Raw genomic sequence first — 15,956 nt, 5'->3', positions numbered from 1 at the left:
GCGCCATCTTTGCCTTCGACGCCCAGGCCGACGCCGAAGAACGTTACCGGGGTGGCGAAATGTCGGACCTGATGAAGGCCAAGAAGGCGCCCGACGCCATCGAGCTGTTGCGCCAGGGGAGGGACTTCGGCGAGCTAAGCGCGTACGCTTGCTCGATGGCGCTCGACATCAACGGCTGGGACGAGGAAAGGCTGGTCGAGGGCGTCTTTGACGGAGCGCTCGGGCTGACGCGATTTCTTTCCGATGCCGAAAGCGGCCAACTGATGACGTTTTAGGCCCGGGCTGGGCCCGGGCTGGCGCCGTAAGGAGGGGAGCCGAGCAATGAGCGAACGCCACAAGATCGACGCCCGGGGCGCCTTTTGCCCGGGGCCGCTGATGGAACTCATAGCCAAGCTCAAGCTGGTCGAGATCGGCGACGAGATCGACGTCTGGTCGTCCGACAAGGGCTCGTCCGCCGAGATCCCCGAATGGGTGGCCAAGGTGGGTCACCAGATGGGCGAAATCACCGAGTGCGAGGGCTATTGGAGTGTCGTCGTCGTCAAGGCAAAATAACGAAAACTAGAAAAACTCACATCTCCAAGGGAAGCACAGAAATATGGACAAGCAGGTATTGATCGTCGGGGGCGGCCTGGCCGGCACCATCATCGCCAACGGGCTGTGCCGCCATCTCGGCCCGGAACTCAAGTCGGGCGAGGCCAGCATCACCATGCTGGGCAACACCGATACCCACATGTACCAGCCGGGTCTGTTGTACATTCCCTTCGGCCGCTTCCGCGAAGCCGAGCTTTTCCGTGACCAGCGCAAGGTGCTGGACCGGCGCATCCATTTCCATATCGATGCCGCCACGGCCATCGACGTCGAGGCCAGCCAGGTGACGACGGAATCGGGCAAGAGCTATTCCTACGACTACGTGGTGCTGGCTACCGGCTCGCGCATCCGGCCGGAAAACATCCCCGGCATGGCCGAGGGTGCGCACTGGTTCTATGACCTGGAAGGTGCGCGCAAGATGCGCCAGGCGCTCGACGATTTCGAGGGCGGCAAGATCGTGGTCAACGTCAACGCACCGCACAAATGCCCGGTAGCGCCCCTGGAAGTCACCTTCATGCTCTATGACTTTCTCCAGGGCAAGGGCCTCGCGGACAAGACCGAGATCACCTACACCTACCCCATCGGGCGCTTGCACGCCTTGGAGCCGGTGGCCGCCTGGACCCAGCCCGAATTCGACAAGTACGGCATCAAGTACGAAACCTTCTTCAACACCAAGTCGGTCGATCCCGCGGCCAAGACCATATCGTCGGAAGAAGAGGTGACGCTGGATTACGACCTCTTGGTCACCATCCCACCGCACTCCGGCGCCCAGGTCATCGAGGACAGCGACCTCGGTGCCGGCGGCTGGGTGCCGACCGAGCGCGAGACGCTCTTGCGCGAGGGCTCGACCAACGTCTTCGTGGTCGGCGACACCACCAACATCCCGATCTCCAAGGCCGGCTCGACGGCGCACTTCGAAGCCGACACCGTGATCGACAATATCTCGTCGCTGATCACCGAGAACCGCTGGGCCCGCAACTACGACGGCAAGGTCTTCTGCTTCGTCGAGACCGGCATGGACAGCGGCACCTACGTCTGGTTCAACTACCAGACGCCGCCCAACCCAGGCGCGCCGTCGCAGATGATTCACTGGTTCAAGCTGGCCTATAACCGGCTTTACTGGCTCTCCGCCAGGGGTCTCCTGTAGGGGGCGGGATCATGACCGACAACATGATTCCCAACACTCCGCAGGACGATGCCGCGCGGCTCATGCAGGCGGCGGGCGATGCCCTCACCGACGGCATGGTCGAGCGCCTCGCCATCACCGCCTCCAACGCCATGGAGGTGGTCGACCGGCTCAACGACGAGGACACCAAGGACGCCATCCTGTCTGCCCTCGACAACCTCGCCGAGTTGCACCGCATCGGCGCCATGGGCACGCTGTTTGACACCGTGGCGCTATTGCACGCGGCCCGCTCGGCCTCGACCGACAACATCGTCGAGCGCCTCTTCACCTTCATCGAACACATGCTCAACACGGTGGGCAACGAGAACCTGGCGAGCCTGGTCGACGATGCCCGCGTGGCCCTGGACGAGGCGGTCGAGGAAACCGCCAACCGGCCGGTCTCGGGCGGCGTTCTGGCCACGCTTTCGATGCTCGGCAAGCCCGAATGCCAGCGCGCGCTGCAGTTCATGCTGTGCTTCAGCGACAAACTGCAAAGCCGCCAAAAGAAGTAGGGTCGAGGATACTGGCGGCGGCGCGCCAGCCCCCACGTCACGGCCCCGGAGCCCAGCCGCTCCGGGGCCGGTTACGTTCAGCATGACACGATCCCAAAACCGCCACAGGAATCGCCGTCTTGTCCACTGGCTGGCCATAGCTGGGCTGTTGGCGGTGTTGCCGCTGGTCTTCCGCACCCCTCTCTCGCTGCTGGTGCTGAACCAGATGGGCACGGCCATGGTGCTGGCGCTTTCCTACAACATCGTGCTGGGCCGGGCCGGCCTGCTGTCGTTCGGTCACGCCATCTATTTCGGCCTCGGCGGTTTTGCCGCGGTGCGGCTTTTGGCCGCCTCGGCAGCCGGCGTCGTGCCGCTGCCGGTGCCCTTCATTCCGCTGGCCGGGGGGCTCGGCGGTCTGTTCTTCGCATTCGTTTTCGGCAGCTTCTCCGTCAAGCGCACCGGCATCGGCTTCGCCATGATCACGCTGTGTACGGTGGAATTGGTGATCGCCGCCGGCAGCGTGCTGGGTCGTTTCTATGGCGGCGCCGCCGACCGCACCCTGGCGCCGGCTTTCTTCGGCCTCGATTTCGCCAGCGAGATCGAGGTCTATTATGTCATCGCAGGCTGGCTTTTTGCCTGCCTGCTGGCGGCCCGGCGTTTCCTGCGGACCCCCGTGGGCCAGATGGCGGCGGCCGTGCGCGACAATCCCGAGCGCGCCGCCCATGTCGGCTACAACCCCCGCCTGGTGCGCCTGCTGGCTTTCTGCGTCGGCGGATTTTTCGCCGGCATCGCCGGCGGCTTGTTCGCCATAAACTACGAATTCGTGGGCGGCGAGACGATCTCTCTCGCGACCTCGTTCCAGATCCTGATGATGGCCTTCATCGGCGGCATCGGCAGCTTCATCGGCCCGCTGCTGGGCGCCGTCATCTTCACGCTGCTGCAGACCGTGGTCTCGAATTACACCGGGCTTTGGATCCTTTACGCCGGCATCGTCTTCGTGGCCGTGGCCCGCTTTGCGCCCACAGGCCTGGCCGGCCTCATCGAAATGCACGCGCCGGCGGCCCGGGCCGGGCGCTTGGGCCTGCTGGTGCGGCCCTACATCACTGTCGGCCTGCCGGCTTTGGTCTGCCTCGCGGCCTGCATCGGGTTGTTGGAACTTGCCGATTACTGGCGCGATGCCGAAAGCTGGCAGCCCCAGACTTCACTGTTCGGGTTGGTGCTCGACGTCACCTCGCCACTCCCCTGGCTGGCTTTTGGAGTGCTGGCCGTGGCCGGCTTCGCGCTTGCCCGGCGCGGCCTGCCGGCGCTCAGCGAAGCCTGGCACGCGGCCGTTGTCGAGGGCACGGATTCTAACTAACATTCGTTAGGACAGCGAAATCGCAGAGGCAGAAAATCCCGCCATGGACACCCAGGACATAATCTACGAAGAGAACGATGGCGTCGCCACCATCACCATCAACCGGCCCGAGGTCTACAACGCCTTCCGCGGCCGCACCGCCGAGGAGATGCTGCAGGCCTTCAGCCAGGCCGGCTGGAACAAGGGCATCGCCGTGATCGTGCTGACCGGGGCCGGCGGCAAGGCCTTCTGCACCGGCGGCGACCAGTCCGAGGGCGAGCACGAAGGCCAGTACGCCGGCCGCGGCACCGTCGGCATGCCGGTCGAGGAGCTGCACAGCATCATCCGCGACGTGCCCAAGCCGGTGATCGCCAAGGTGCGCGGCTACGCCATCGGCGGCGGCAACGTGCTGGCCACGCTTTGTGACCTGACGCTGGCCTCGGAAAACGCCATCTTCGGCCAGGTCGGCCCCAAGATGGGCTCGGTCGATCCGGGCTGGGGCACCGCCTACCTGGCCCGCGTGGTGGGCGAAAAGCGGGCTCGCGAGATCTGGTACATGTGCCGGCGCTATTCGGCCTAGGAGGCCCTGGCCATGGGCCTGGCCAACGCCGTGGTGCCCGACGACGAGCTCGACGCCGAGGTCGACCGCTGGTGTGAGGAATTGAAGATGCGCAGCCCCACCGCCATCGCCATCGCCAAGCGCTCGTTCAATGCCGACAGCGAATCGATCCGCGGCGGCGGCTCGTTGGGTCTGCAGGCGCTGAGCCTCTATTACGAGACCGACGAATCGCGCGAGGGCGTGACGGCGCTCCGGGAAAAGCGCGACCCCGACTTCATGCAATTCCGCAAATAGCGCCGCCTGCAACAGCGGACCGGGAGCAGATCATGGATTTTTCTCTCAGCGACGACCAGATCGCCATTCAGGATACGGCCCGGCGCTTTGCCGCCGAGCGCCTGGCGCCCGACTACCAGAAACGCGAGACGGAGGGTGCATTCGACCGCGCCCTGCTGCGGGAAATGGGGGAATTGGGGCTGATCGGCGTCAACCTGCCGAGCGAGTTCGGCGGCCTGGAGCAGGACGCGGTGACCGCCGGCCTGGTCATCGAGTGCATAGCCCACGGCGATTTCAACGTCAGCTACGTGCAGCTCATCGGCACGCTGATGGGCACCATCATCGCCCACCACGCCCGGCCCGAACTGGCGGCCGAGGTGGTGACCGGTGTGGCCTCGGGCGAGATCCTGGTGGCGCTCGGGCTGACCGAGCCGGGCGGCGGCTCGGATGCCGCCAATTTGCGCGTCAAGGCGCGGCGGGACGGCGACGACTACGTGCTCGACGGCGAAAAGACGTCGTGCTCGATGGCCGACCAATCGCAGGAAATCATGGTGCTGGCCCGCACCGGCACGGCCGACGAGAAAGCCCACGGCATCACTGCCTTCCTCGCATCCCTGGACAGCCCGGGCATCAGCACCGGCCGCTTCGAGGACATGGGGACCCGCGTGGTGGGCCGGGGCTCGGTCTTCTTCGACGGCGTCCGCGTCCCGGCCGAGCGCCGGCTGGGCCAGGAAGGCGACGGCTTTCGCCAGATCATGCACGGCTTCGATTACAGCCGGGCGCTGATCGGCCTGCAGTGCATCGCGGCGGCCACGGCCTCGCTGGAGGAAACCTGGGAATACGTCACCCAGCGCCAGGCCTTCGGCCAGCCCATCGCCAGGTACCAGGGCGTGACCCAACCGCTGGCCGAGGCCGAGACCCTGCTCGAGGCGGCACGGCTGCTTTGCTACAAGACGCTCTGGCTGCGCGACCATGACCTGCCCCACACCTCGGAAGCGGCCATGTGCAAGTGGTGGGCACCGCAAGTGGCCTTCGACGTCATCCACCGCTGCCTGATCACCCACGGCCATTACGGCTACGCCAAGGACCTGCCCCACCAGCAGCGCCTGCGCGACGTGCTCGGCCTGCAGATCGGCGACGGCACCGAACAGATCCAGAAGATGGTGATTTCGCGCGAAAAGATCGGCCGCGTGGCAGTGCCCTATTAGGCGGAGGCAAAGATGAACGACAGCGAGCACCAGGACGTATTGCTCGAGACCGCAGAGGGTGTCGGCATCGCCACCCTCAACCGGCCGGACAAGTTCAACTGCATCTCCACCGGCATCGTCGAGGGCCTCACCAACGCCCTCGAGCACTTCGAATCCGACCCCGCCATCCGCGTCATGCTGATCCGGGGCAACGGCAAACAATTCTGCACCGGGGCCGACCTCGACGAGGTCACGGCGGCGCGCCAGAGTGCGGGCGATTTCCAGGTCTTCATCAGCCGCGGCCACGCCATGTTGCGCCGCCTCGAGGCCAGCCGTATGCCGATCGTGGCGGCGGTCCATGGCCTGGCCTTGGCCGGTGGGCTCGAGTTGATGATGTCGTGTGACGTGGTGCTGGCCGGCAGGTCGGCGCGCATGGGCGACCAGCATGTGCAGTACGGCCTGCTGCCGGGCTTTGGCGGCAGCCAGCGCCTGCCCCGCCTGGTCGGGCTGCGCCGCGCGCTGGAGCTGATGTACAGCGGCCGCTGGCTGGACGCCGAGGAAGCCCGCGACTGGGGCCTGGTCAACGAAATCGCCGAAGACGCGGTGCTGGCCGAAAGGGCGCTGGAATTCTGCGCCACCCTGGCCAGACGCAGCCCCGACGGCCTGGGCTGGATGAAGCGTCTGGCCCGCGACGGCCTCGAGGGCTCGCTCGACGCCGGTCTCACCCTGGAGGAAGAGAACGCCGCCGAGGCCCAACTCAACGACAACACCAGCGAGGGCCTGGCCGCCTTCAAGGAGCGCCGGGTGCCGGTTTTCAAGTAACCGCCTCGGGCGGGTTTTAGAATTCAGATGTCAGGATTGTGGCATCTGACGTTTGACGTCTGACGTCTGATCTCCGCCCCTCAGGCGGCCAGCTTCTCCGCCTCGCCCGTCACCTCCGCCATGATCGGCTGCAGGTCGAGGACCAGGGCGAAGGCCAGGCCGCCACGACCGCTAAGCTCGACCAGCGCCGCCGGGTCATCGCGGAAATAGGCCTTTTCGCCGTCGGTCATCAGGTATCGCGCCGGCAGGCGGCCGGGCTCGACGCCCTGCATGAGCTTATGAAAGGCCGCTTGCACCTGCCCCAGCCGGGCCACCGGGATGCCGCGCTCCAGCAGCCGGTTGAGGGCACGCAGCAGCACGGCATCGGCGAAACTATAGAGCCGCCGGCGCCCGCGCCCCGGCTTGGGCCGCACCGAGGGCCGCACGATGCCGCTGCGCGCCAGGTAGTCGACCATGGTGCCGCTGCGAAAGCGCCCCAGCCGGGCTGCCTCCCCGAGCGTGAAGGTTTGCCTGAGGGCCATGGGTTTTCCTTCCCAAAGATTCTAATTCAGCGCTGAACTATAAATTTTTTATCTGAAAAAACAAGCGATTAAATTGTCGCACTTCGAAATCTCCGGGCCGGCAGCGGGGACCGAGCGGGACCGGCTGGCAGCAGCCGCCAGCGCTCCGGTTGCCTGGCATGGCCTGGTCGGTCGATACTGGCGCCATGATTGCCGACAGCCTCAACAGCCAGTTCGAAAGCCTCGCGGCACGGCAGGGCGACGCCGTGGCGCTGATCTATGGCGAGCGTGAAATCGCGCTCGCCGAACTCATCGCCGAGGGCCGGCGCGTGGCCAGCGGTCTGGCCGAACTGGGCATCAAAGCCGGCGACCGGGTGGCCATCTGGATGCCCAACGCACCGGCCTACCTGGCGCTGCTGCTGGCCTGCGCCCGGCTGGGCGCCATCTGCGTCAACGTCAACAGCCGCTTTCGCAGCACCGAGGTCGGCGACATCATCGGCCGGTCAGGCGCCCGCCTGCTGGTCTTCTGGCCGGGCTACCGCGGCATCGCTTTCAGCGACATCCTGGCGCAAGTCGATCCGGCCGTGATCGCCGGGCTCGACGCCGTGGTCAGCAGCTATGCCACAAGGGACGATGACAACGGGGACGATGACAGCGACGACGATGACAGCGAGGCCGCCCCGCCGCCGCTGCCCGATGGCGTGCGCCATCTGGCCTACGACGAACTGGCGGCGGCACCGCCAATGGCGGAAGACCACGGTGGCCGCGATGTGGACTTCGCCATCTTCACCACCTCGGGCACCACCAGCGCGCCCAAATTCGTGCTCCACCGCCAGGCCTCGATCATCGATCACGCCCTCGATGTGGCACCGGTCTTCGGCTACGACCAGCCCGACGCTTCGATCCTGTTGATGATGCCGCTGTGTGGCGTTTTCGGTTTCAGCCAGGTCATGGCGGTGCTGCTGTCGGGGGCCCCGCTGGTCATGCTGCCGTCTTTCGATGAGCTGGCGGCGGCCCGGGCCATCCGCCGCTACCAGGTGACGCAATGCAACGCCGGCGACGACATGATCGAGCGCCTGCTGGCCGTCTACGACGACCCCGTGCCCTTCCCCAGCCTGCGCTTCATGTGCTTCGGCGCCTTCAACTCGCCGCCCGAGGTGACGGCCGCCCGGGGCGCCGAACGCGGCCTGACGCTTTGTAGCGTTTACGGCATGAGCGAGGTCCAGGCGCTCTATGCCCTGCCGCCGCCCGAGTGGCCGCTGGCCGAGCGCTCGAAGGCCGGCGGCCGGCTGATCTCGCCCCGGGCCGAGGTGCGGGTGCGTGACACCGAGAGCGGCGCCCTGTTGCCAGCGGGCGAGACCGGCGAGCTCGAGCTCAAGGGCCCCAGCCTGATGCACGAATACTTCAACAACCCCGAGGCCACGAAAAAGGGCCTGACCGAGGACGGCTTCGTGCGCACCGGCGATCTTGGTTACCTGCTCGAGGGCGGCGGCTTCGTCTTCCTCACCCGCATGGGCGACGTCATCCGGCTGGGCGGCTTTCTCGTCAGCCCGCTGGAGATCGAAGCCGTGGTCGAAGCCCACCCTAGCGTTTCGGCCGTGCAGGTGGTGGCGGTCGAGCACGAGGGCCGCAACCGGCCCATCGCTTTCGTCATCGCCAAGGCGGGCTCGGGCGAGTCCTTCGACGAAGAAACGGTCTACGGCTTCTGCCGCGGCCGCATCGCCAAGTTCAAGGTGCCCGAACGTTTCTTCCCGATCGGCGAATTCCCCGCCACCACCGGCCCCAACGGCACCAAGATCCAGAAAGGCAAGCTGCGCCAGATGGCGCTCGAACGCTTGCAGGGAGGCGCGGTGTGAACCTGGTGGACCGCTTCGAGTTCCTGCCCGATCTGGTCAACGGCGATAGCGATTTGCTGCGCCGCGGTCAATTCCTGAGGCTCGATTTCCTGGTCGAGATTGGCGCCGAACCGTTCCGGATCTCGGTCGAGGCTGGCCACATCACGCTCATCCGCGGCCCGGCGCTGTTACGTTCGCACTGCTTCTCCATCGCCGCCGGCGAAGATGCCTGGTTGGCCCACTGGAGCGAGCCACCGGCGCCCGGCTGGCATGACCTGTTTGCCATGACCAAATCGGGCGCCGCCCATATCAAAGGCAACCTGCAGCCCTTGATGGCCAACCTGCAATACTTCAAAGACGTGTTGGCGGCGCCAAGGTTTAGCGGCTGATGGCCCAGATCGAAGCCATCACCGGGCGCTACCTCAACATCAAGATCGAAGGCCGGGCCCAGCGCCTCTATTTCGAGGAAGCCGGCCAGGGAATTCCGCTGGTCTGCCTGCACACCGCCGGGGCCGACGGCCGCCAGTTCCGCCACCTGATGTGCGACGCTGCCGTCACCGAGCATTACCGGGTGCTGGCTTTCGATCTCCCTTGGCACGGCAAGTCGAACCCGCCGGCCGGCCACCAGCGCGAGGAATACCAGCTCACCTCGGCCGGCTTCATGGCCATCATCCGGGCCTTCATCGCGGCCCTGGAGCTCGACCGCCCGGTGGTGCTGGGCTGTTCCATCGGCGGCCGCATCGTGCTGCACCTGGCGCTCGAACATGGCGCCGAGTTCCGCGCCCTGATCGGCCTGGAGGCGGCGGCGGCGCAACAGCCCTGGTACGACATCAGCTGGCTCAACCGCCCCGACGTGCACGGCGGCGAGGTCTGCGCCGCCCTGATCTCGGGCCTCATCGCCCCCCAGGCACCGGACGAGAGCCGCCATGAGACGCTGTGGCAATACAAGATCTCGGGGCCCGGCATCTTCAAGGGCGATCTTTATTTCTATCGCGTCGAGCCGGACCTCTCGGACCGGATCGGCGATATCGACACGGCCGTCTGTCCGCTCTATCTGCTGACCGGCGAATACGATTTTTCCTGCGAGCCCGGCGACACCTTGGCCACGGCCGAGCGCATCACGGGCGCCCGGGTCGAGATCATGAAGGAGCTCGGCCACTTCCCCATGAGCGAGCACCCGGTTCAGTTCCGCCGCTACATTCTGCCCGTGCTCGACGAGATCCGCGGCTAGGGACATCACGGATGGACATATCGAACTGGATAAACCGCTGGGCGGCCTTTGCCCCCGAACGACCGGCGCTGCGCTACCAGGGCCGGGAAATCTCCTACGCCGCGCTGGCCGGGCGAATAGAAAAACTGGCCGGCGCCCTGGCCGAACTGGGGATCGGTCCAGGCGACCGTGTCGCCCAGCTCGGCTACAACAGCCCCGAGATCGTCGATCTCTTGTTCGCCTGCGCCCGTCTGGGGGCCATCATGGTGCCGCTCAATTGGCGCCTGGCCGGCCCCGAAATCGCCTACATTCTCGACGACAGCGAACCCAAAGCGGTGCTGGCCGAGCCCGATTTCATCGCCCTGCTCGACGAGCTGCGAAAGGGCCGCCAAGCGGCCTGGATCGCCTACGAAGGCGCCGACGGCTGGCTCGATTATCGGCAGCTAATAAAGGGCGCCGAGGCGCCGCCGCCGCCGCGGGCCGGCGGGCCCATTGATGCCGTGCTGATCGTCTACACCTCGGGCACCACGGGCCGGCCCAAGGGGGCGGTGCTGGACCAGAACGCGATCTTCCACAACGCCGTCAACGGCGCGGCGGCGTTCGACCTCGGCAGCACGGACCAGGTGCTGACCGCCATCCCCATGTTCCACGTCGGCGGCCTCAACATCCAAACCACGCCGGCCCTGCATGCCGGCGCCACGGTGACGATCCTGCAGAAGTTCGATCCCGCCGAGATGCTGGCCACCATCGCGGCCGAGCGCATCACGCTGGCCATCGCCGTGCCGGCCATGCTGCTGGCGTTGATCGGCCACCCCGACTGGGCCGGAGCCGACTTGTCGAGCTTGCGCTGCCTGACGTCGGGATCGTCCACCGTTCCCGACGCCCTGATCGCCGCCGTGCTGGCCCGCGACGTGGCCATGAGCCAGGTCTACGGCAGCACCGAGACGGCACCCACGGTCATCGTCGGCCTGCCCAGCAAGGACGCTCGCGTCGCTGGTTCTTGCGGCCATGCGGCGCTGCATTGCGAGGCCCGGATCAATGACGACGAGGGCAACGAGGTGCCGGCGGGCAGGGCCGGCGAGATCGTGGTGCGCGGTGCCAACATCATGCGCGAGTACTGGCGCCAGCCCGAGGCCACCGCGGAGGCGCTTCGTGACGGCTGGTTCCACACCGGCGACATCGGCCACCGCGGACCCGACGGCGCCTTTTACGTCGACGACCGCAAGAAGGACATGATCATTTCCGGCAGCGAGAACATCTATTCGGCCGAGCTCGAATTCGTCCTGGCCGAATGCGCGGACCTTGCCGAATCCACCGTCGTGGCCCGGCCCGACGAGCGCTGGGGCGAAGTGCCGGTCGCGGTCGTCGTCAAACTCCCCGACAGCGAGATTACGAAAGCCGAGGTCCTCGACCTCTTCGCCGACCGGCTGGCCCGTTACAAGCACCCCAAGGATGTGCTCTTCACCGACGCCCTGCCTCGAAATGCCATGGGCAAGGTGCTAAAATTCGAGGTTCGGGAAATGCTGCGGAAAGGCTGAAGGCCTTGGACGCCGAGACCACAGAGACGACCGAAACCATCGACTTCGCCGCCGCCAGGGAGGCCATAAAGGCCTATTCGCTGAAGCGCGGCGCCGTGGCCGTGGGCATCGCTGATGCCGACCTCGTTGAACGCATCGCGCCCCAAGGCTTTGGGCCCAAGGCCCTTTTGCCGGGCGCGCGTTCGGTGATCTCGATCGGCGTCACGGGCTGCACCCGTGGCACCTGGAAATCCAACGCCAAGGTCATGACCTTCATCGGCAACAGCGTCGGGCCCATCTACCGCGCCTCGTTCGGGTTGTCGTTCTTTATCGAGAAGACGTTCGCTTACCCCTCGATCTTCGTGCCGCCGCATGTTGATCCCGAATACGGTGCTCGCGTGCCCATCCAGAGCCTCAAGCTGCATGCGGAACTGGCCGGCATCGGCGCGCGCTCGATGGCCGGGGATATTCTGCTGCACCCGGAATATGGGCTTTTGTATTACGGCTCCGTCATCACCGAAATGCCCCTGCCCACGGACACGCCGATGGCCGCCAACCCCTGTCCGGCTCCGGCTTGCGTCGAGATGTACAAACGTCAAGCCCGCACGCCGTGCCAGAAATTCTGCCCCGTCGACTGCCTCTCGGGCTCCATCGCCGATGGTGGCGAGATCGACGAGATGGTCTGCGACATGGCGCGCTGCGCCGAGATGTGCCAGCAGTACGAAAACATGCCCAACATCATCTCCGACGCCATCACGGCGGAGGCCGAACTCGACCGCGAAGAAGCGCTCTACGGCGCCGAAAGCCAGGCCTTCTTTTACAAAGTCACGTCGGCCGTGGGTGCCACCCACGCCCAGTGCTTCGAATGCATGCGCGTCTGCCCCGTGGTCACCGCCGCCCCCCAGGCCGACCCCATCCGTATGGGCGAAGCGGCGCGAGGGGCCTGAGCCATGCCCTACGGTGTCAGCGAGCGCATGGTCGAGAGCTACGGCGAGGTGATCTGGGATCTCAGTTTGAATATCCAGCGGCGAAGGGGCGACGCCGTGCGAAAACTCGACTTTGCCGCCATCGCCGCCCAGCGCGAAGGTACGGGCTTGAGCGACTCCGAGATCGCCAACCGCATCGGCCTGGCACCCGAACAGGTCACCTTCATCCGGGTCATCAGCGAACGTCGGCGCTTTCGCCGCGACCAGTACCGCAAGCTCTATGGCCTGGGCGGCGGCAAGCGCTACCGCGAAGGTGAATGGCGCGATCCCGACCGCGATCTGGCGCTCAGGCCCGAGGCCGTGCCGCTGCGCGACGCCATGGCGCCGGCGCCCGAACGCCTCGCCGAATACACCGCCAAGGGTCTGTGGGACGGCGAGACGCTGGGGTCGCTGTTGCAACGCCAAGCCGCCGAGGCGGGCGAACGCCCGGCTTTTGTGGGCAATGAGACGATCAGCTACGGAGAACTCGCCGAGCGCGTGGCCAGGGCCGCCGGCGCCCTGGCGGCGGCCGGCCTGGGACGCGGTGAGGTGGTGGGCGTGGTTAGCGACGATCTCGTGTTCGGCAGCCTCGCGCTCTTGGCCTGCGCCTGGTTCGGTGCCGTGGCGCTGCCGCTCTCGCCCGCCCTCGAGGGCCGCCAGCGTGCCGCCTTCCTCAGCCTGGCCCGGGCCCGCCTGGCGCTGGAGGACGAGAGCGACCTGGCCGGCGGCACGCCGTGTCCGCCGCAAGTCCCAAGAGCTCACGGCGGCGATCCCGTGGTGCTGCTGGCAAGCGGCGACTACCTCGTGCCGCACAGCCACCAGACCCTGCTGGCCGCGGCCCGCGGCCTGGCCGCGCTGGAGCCCGCAAGCGTTGCCGCGCCGCCGCTGCCCCACCACTTGGCCGTCCTGGGCCACGCAGTGGCTCTGTTAGTCGGCGGATCACTCGGCGGCGAGGCCGACCTGGTGCTCGACGAGGGCGAATACACCATCGCCGGCCAGCGCCATCCCCTGCTGTCGTGCCCCGAGGCTCCCGCCCTAGCCTGGGGCGAGGTGCGCCCCGGGGACGACGGTTGCCTTGAGACCCGAGGCCCGGGCGTAGCAATCGGCTACTACGAGAATCCCGTGGCCAGCGCTCGTGCTTTCGCTGCCGAGGGCTGGTTCAAGACACCGTTCAAGGGAGGCCCGGATGGCCCAGACGCCGCGTGAACGTTTCCTCAACGCCCTCGCCGGCCGGCCCGTCGACCGGGTGCCGGTGGCCAACCCCACCTCGATCATCACCCGCGGCCTGCAGGAAAAAGCCGGCGTCTTCTTTCCCGAGGCCAATTACGAAGCCGGACCCATGGCCGAGCTGGCCCTGGCCGGCCACACCATCTGCGGCTACGACGCCGTCAGCCCGGCCTTTGGCGCCGGTACCCACGAATCGGCGGCGCTCGGCGTGCCCACGCGCTGGGGCGACCGCGACAGCCTGCCGGCCCAGGAGAAGGCCATCTGGTCGCACCCCGACGAGATCGAGATCCCCGACGATTTCCTCGAGCGCCCCTCGGTCAAGTCGGTAATCGACGCCATTAGGCTCCTGAAGGACGAAGTGGGCGACCGTGTCGCCGTCATCGGCAAGGTTTTCGGCCCCTGGAGCCTGGCCTACCACACCATCGGCCTGCAGAAATTCCTCATCCAGACCATGAAGGACCCAAGCTTCGTGCACGCCGTGCTGGAGCGCCTGAAACCGATCCCCAAGATGTATGCCCAGGCCCAGATCGAAGCCGGGGCCGATGCGCTGACCTACGCCTGCCACATCACCGCCGACCTCATCCGGCCCAGCGCCGTCCCCGATTTCGTGCTGCCCATCCACCAGGAGATGGCGGCCGAGATCGATTGTCCGCTGATCCTGCATTGCTGCGGCCGCACCATCGACAGGATCGAGCACTTCAACAAAAACGGCATGGCCGCCTTCCACTTCGAATCGGCCAACGACGCCAAGGAAATGCGCGACCAGGCGGATATGGTGCTGATCGGCAACATCAACAACACGAATACGCTGGTGGCCGGAGAACGCGAGGACGTGCGCCGCGAAGTGCACTACGCCATAGCGGCCGGCGTCGACATGATCGCCCCGGAATGCGCGGTTCCAGTGACGGCCAAGCTGGAAAACGTCATCGCGGTGCGCGAGGCGGTGGACGAGTATTACGAGGGGGCAGATTAACTGAGAGGGCTATTCTGCCCCTAGGTGACGCCGCACATCCCTGCGGGCGTGCAGGATGCGGACCACCAATATCCCGTCACCGCTCTGCCGATAGAAGATCAAATGCCGTCCCTGGAGAAAGCTCGTAAGCGTCGTCCTCACTCAACGGCACTGGCCCCTGAAGGGCTATGCGGATTTGGCGGAGGCTTTGGCGTGTTACCACGGCAGGAGTTGGTTGAGGTGTTTTATGGGCGGCCTCAGGTCCAAGCGTTTGAGATCAAGCACCTCAAAAGATGCACCTCTTAACAAACCTCGAGAAAATACAAGTGTTCACTTTGGGAAAGGTTTGGATCAGAGTCAAATTACTATTTCTCATTGCTGCTGATGAGATTCATGCATGAAAATCATTTGACGACGCACTCAGTGTAAAACCTTGGTTGCCGAAACCTAGACCAACCCACTCCCACCGAAAGCGCTCAAAACAATTGACCGTCCAGCCGCGACGTAGAGTTCATTTCTATCGTCAATCCGTCTGGTTTTGTTGTTGAAATTGGAATTGCCCTCGCATGGGGGGCCGGCGATGAACAAATCGACTGACCCAGTATAATTTTTGACATCTGGATGAATAATTTTCGGCTGATAGCAAGAAAACTCATTCTCCTCTATCCCGATTTCACAGCTGTAGTCGACAAGGTTAGCCACATTCTCCTCAATAGCAAGGATGGGCCTGAGTTCTTTCGATAAATACCTAGCGCTTGCGGAATAATGTCGACGCAGACTCGAAAGACCGGCCTAAGTCCAACGGCCTCGCAGGCCCATTTTACGCCGGTAGCCAATCCGCCACAGCCACTGAAGAAATCCATGATATTGATTTCCTGTCGGTTCGGCCCGCTGTCAACCCCCGGCACCGTTCCGCGCAATCGGCTAAGCCACCAAGCCTTTCGCAAGTCCGTTGTGGCGGACGACGCGAAGATGTTTTCAGGGATGGAGAGCTTTGACATTGATTGGAACGAGCCTGCGCACATTTCACGAATGAGTTCGCCGCCAACTGCGGAGAAACGTTCGAGTGGTGCTCCGTGAGTTTGAGTGATATCGTCGAATTTGAGTTTTTCAGTCTGTGTCACTATTGCTCATCCAATCTCGTCGTTCTTCCCAAACGTCCCGCACAAATTCCAGGGTAGCATGGTCGTCAAGCAACTCAAAAGATATGGCCGCATTTCGACGAGCCAACTCTACTGCTAGTTTACGGTATTTCTCTCTCGACAGGGCTTGCTCATCCTCCGTGGGAAAAATGAACCGTATGAACGCTCGCGATAGCACTGGGACACT

General features: G+C 65.2%; 15 protein-coding genes and 1 pseudogene. 15 read left to right on the top strand and 1 reads right to left on the bottom strand.

Translation table 11 applies throughout. The features are described from left to right. From QGG75_12330 to QGG75_12295, 8 genes and pseudogenes are all read left to right on the top strand, one after another. The coding region (locus QGG75_12330) for a DsrE/DsrF/DrsH-like family protein (GenBank protein ID MDP6068018.1) at positions 1 to 275 on the top strand (275 nt) is incomplete at its 5' end. Between the two features lie 46 nt (positions 276 to 321). After that, a complete protein-coding gene (locus QGG75_12325) occupies positions 322 to 552 on the top strand; it encodes a sulfurtransferase TusA family protein (GenBank protein ID MDP6068017.1) in 231 nt (76 codons plus the stop codon). A gap of 43 nt (positions 553 to 595) precedes the next feature. Continuing rightward, positions 596 to 1,735, top strand: coding sequence for an FAD/NAD(P)-binding oxidoreductase (locus QGG75_12320; GenBank protein ID MDP6068016.1), 1,140 nt, complete (start codon positions 596 to 598; stop codon positions 1,733 to 1,735). 11 nt (positions 1,736 to 1,746) lie between these two features. Continuing rightward, positions 1,747 to 2,265: a hypothetical protein gene (locus tag QGG75_12315; protein MDP6068015.1), complete on the top strand. Its 519-nt coding sequence runs from the start codon at positions 1,747 to 1,749 to the stop codon at positions 2,263 to 2,265. Positions 2,266 to 2,347: 82 nt separating this feature from the next. Continuing rightward, entirely contained in the window at positions 2,348 to 3,601 is a 1,254-nt protein-coding gene (locus QGG75_12310; protein MDP6068014.1) for a branched-chain amino acid ABC transporter permease, read from the top strand. 43 nt (positions 3,602 to 3,644) lie between these two features. Further along, a pseudogene (locus QGG75_12305) lies at positions 3,645 to 4,433 on the top strand (enoyl-CoA hydratase-related protein). A 32-nt stretch (positions 4,434 to 4,465) separates the two neighbouring features. Beyond that, on the top strand, positions 4,466 to 5,620 hold the full coding sequence (locus tag QGG75_12300; protein ID MDP6068013.1) for an acyl-CoA dehydrogenase family protein: 1,155 nt from the start codon (positions 4,466 to 4,468) through the stop codon (positions 5,618 to 5,620). Between the two features lie 12 nt (positions 5,621 to 5,632). Beyond that, complete coding sequence (locus QGG75_12295) at positions 5,633 to 6,421, top strand: enoyl-CoA hydratase/isomerase family protein (protein ID MDP6068012.1); 789 nt, start codon at positions 5,633 to 5,635, stop codon at positions 6,419 to 6,421. An 80-nt stretch (positions 6,422 to 6,501) separates the two neighbouring features. On the opposite strand, the gene QGG75_12290 is transcribed toward QGG75_12295, so the two are convergent. Then, a complete protein-coding gene (locus QGG75_12290; protein ID MDP6068011.1) occupies positions 6,502 to 6,942 on the bottom strand; it encodes a MerR family transcriptional regulator in 441 nt (146 codons plus the stop codon). Between the two features lie 158 nt (positions 6,943 to 7,100). On the opposite strand from QGG75_12290, the gene QGG75_12285 reads away from it, so the two are divergent. The 7 genes from QGG75_12285 to QGG75_12255 are packed head-to-tail and all read left to right on the top strand — an operon-like array spanning position 7,101 to position 14,648. Continuing rightward, the gene (locus QGG75_12285) at positions 7,101 to 8,777 is read left to right on the top strand and encodes an AMP-binding protein (GenBank protein ID MDP6068010.1); all 1,677 of its coding nucleotides are present in this window, start codon (positions 7,101 to 7,103) and stop codon (positions 8,775 to 8,777) included. Continuing rightward, positions 8,774 to 9,145 carry a hypothetical protein gene (locus QGG75_12280; GenBank protein ID MDP6068009.1) on the top strand — a complete coding sequence of 124 codons (372 nt, stop codon included), beginning with the start codon at positions 8,774 to 8,776 and terminating at the stop codon, positions 9,143 to 9,145. Before QGG75_12285 ends, QGG75_12280 begins: the two co-directional genes overlap by 4 nt. Further along, positions 9,142 to 9,987 carry an alpha/beta hydrolase gene (locus QGG75_12275; GenBank protein MDP6068008.1) on the top strand — a complete coding sequence of 282 codons (846 nt, stop codon included), beginning with the start codon at positions 9,142 to 9,144 and terminating at the stop codon, positions 9,985 to 9,987. The genes QGG75_12280 and QGG75_12275 overlap by 4 nt, the downstream gene beginning before the upstream one ends. An 11-nt stretch (positions 9,988 to 9,998) precedes the next feature. Further along, positions 9,999 to 11,504, top strand: coding sequence for a long-chain fatty acid--CoA ligase (locus tag QGG75_12270; GenBank protein ID MDP6068007.1), 1,506 nt, complete (start codon positions 9,999 to 10,001; stop codon positions 11,502 to 11,504). A 5-nt stretch (positions 11,505 to 11,509) separates the two neighbouring features. Beyond that, on the top strand, positions 11,510 to 12,430 hold the full coding sequence (locus tag QGG75_12265; protein MDP6068006.1) for a hypothetical protein: 921 nt from the start codon (positions 11,510 to 11,512) through the stop codon (positions 12,428 to 12,430). A 3-nt stretch (positions 12,431 to 12,433) separates the two neighbouring features. Beyond that, positions 12,434 to 13,654, top strand: coding sequence for an AMP-binding protein (locus tag QGG75_12260; protein ID MDP6068005.1), 1,221 nt, complete (start codon positions 12,434 to 12,436; stop codon positions 13,652 to 13,654). Continuing rightward, entirely contained in the window at positions 13,635 to 14,648 is a 1,014-nt protein-coding gene (locus QGG75_12255; GenBank protein ID MDP6068004.1) for a uroporphyrinogen decarboxylase family protein, read from the top strand. Before QGG75_12260 ends, QGG75_12255 begins: the two co-directional genes overlap by 20 nt. Positions 14,649 to 15,956 lie beyond the last annotated feature (1,308 nt).

The sequence above is a fragment of the Alphaproteobacteria bacterium genome (genome assembly GCA_030740435.1).
Classification (GTDB): domain Bacteria; phylum Pseudomonadota; class Alphaproteobacteria; order UBA2966; family UBA2966.
This window is presented reverse-complemented; position numbering and strand designations above follow the sequence as displayed.

Coding starts and splice junctions, on each gene's coding strand:
- QGG75_12295 (MDP6068012.1), top strand. CDS start 5,633: ATGAACGACAGCGAGCACCAGGACGTATTGCTCGAGACCGCAGAGGGT.
- QGG75_12270 (MDP6068007.1), top strand. CDS start 9,999: ATGGACATATCGAACTGGATAAACCGCTGGGCGGCCTTTGCCCCCGAA.
- QGG75_12290 (MDP6068011.1), bottom strand. CDS start 6,942: ATGGCCCTCAGGCAAACCTTCACGCTCGGGGAGGCAGCCCGGCTGGGG.
- QGG75_12315 (MDP6068015.1), top strand. CDS start 1,747: ATGACCGACAACATGATTCCCAACACTCCGCAGGACGATGCCGCGCGG.
- QGG75_12285 (MDP6068010.1), top strand. CDS start 7,101: ATGGCCTGGTCGGTCGATACTGGCGCCATGATTGCCGACAGCCTCAAC.
- QGG75_12255 (MDP6068004.1), top strand. CDS start 13,635: ATGGCCCAGACGCCGCGTGAACGTTTCCTCAACGCCCTCGCCGGCCGG.
- QGG75_12310 (MDP6068014.1), top strand. CDS start 2,348: ATGACACGATCCCAAAACCGCCACAGGAATCGCCGTCTTGTCCACTGG.
- QGG75_12300 (MDP6068013.1), top strand. CDS start 4,466: ATGGATTTTTCTCTCAGCGACGACCAGATCGCCATTCAGGATACGGCC.
- QGG75_12325 (MDP6068017.1), top strand. CDS start 322: ATGAGCGAACGCCACAAGATCGACGCCCGGGGCGCCTTTTGCCCGGGG.
- QGG75_12260 (MDP6068005.1), top strand. CDS start 12,434: ATGCCCTACGGTGTCAGCGAGCGCATGGTCGAGAGCTACGGCGAGGTG.
- QGG75_12320 (MDP6068016.1), top strand. CDS start 596: ATGGACAAGCAGGTATTGATCGTCGGGGGCGGCCTGGCCGGCACCATC.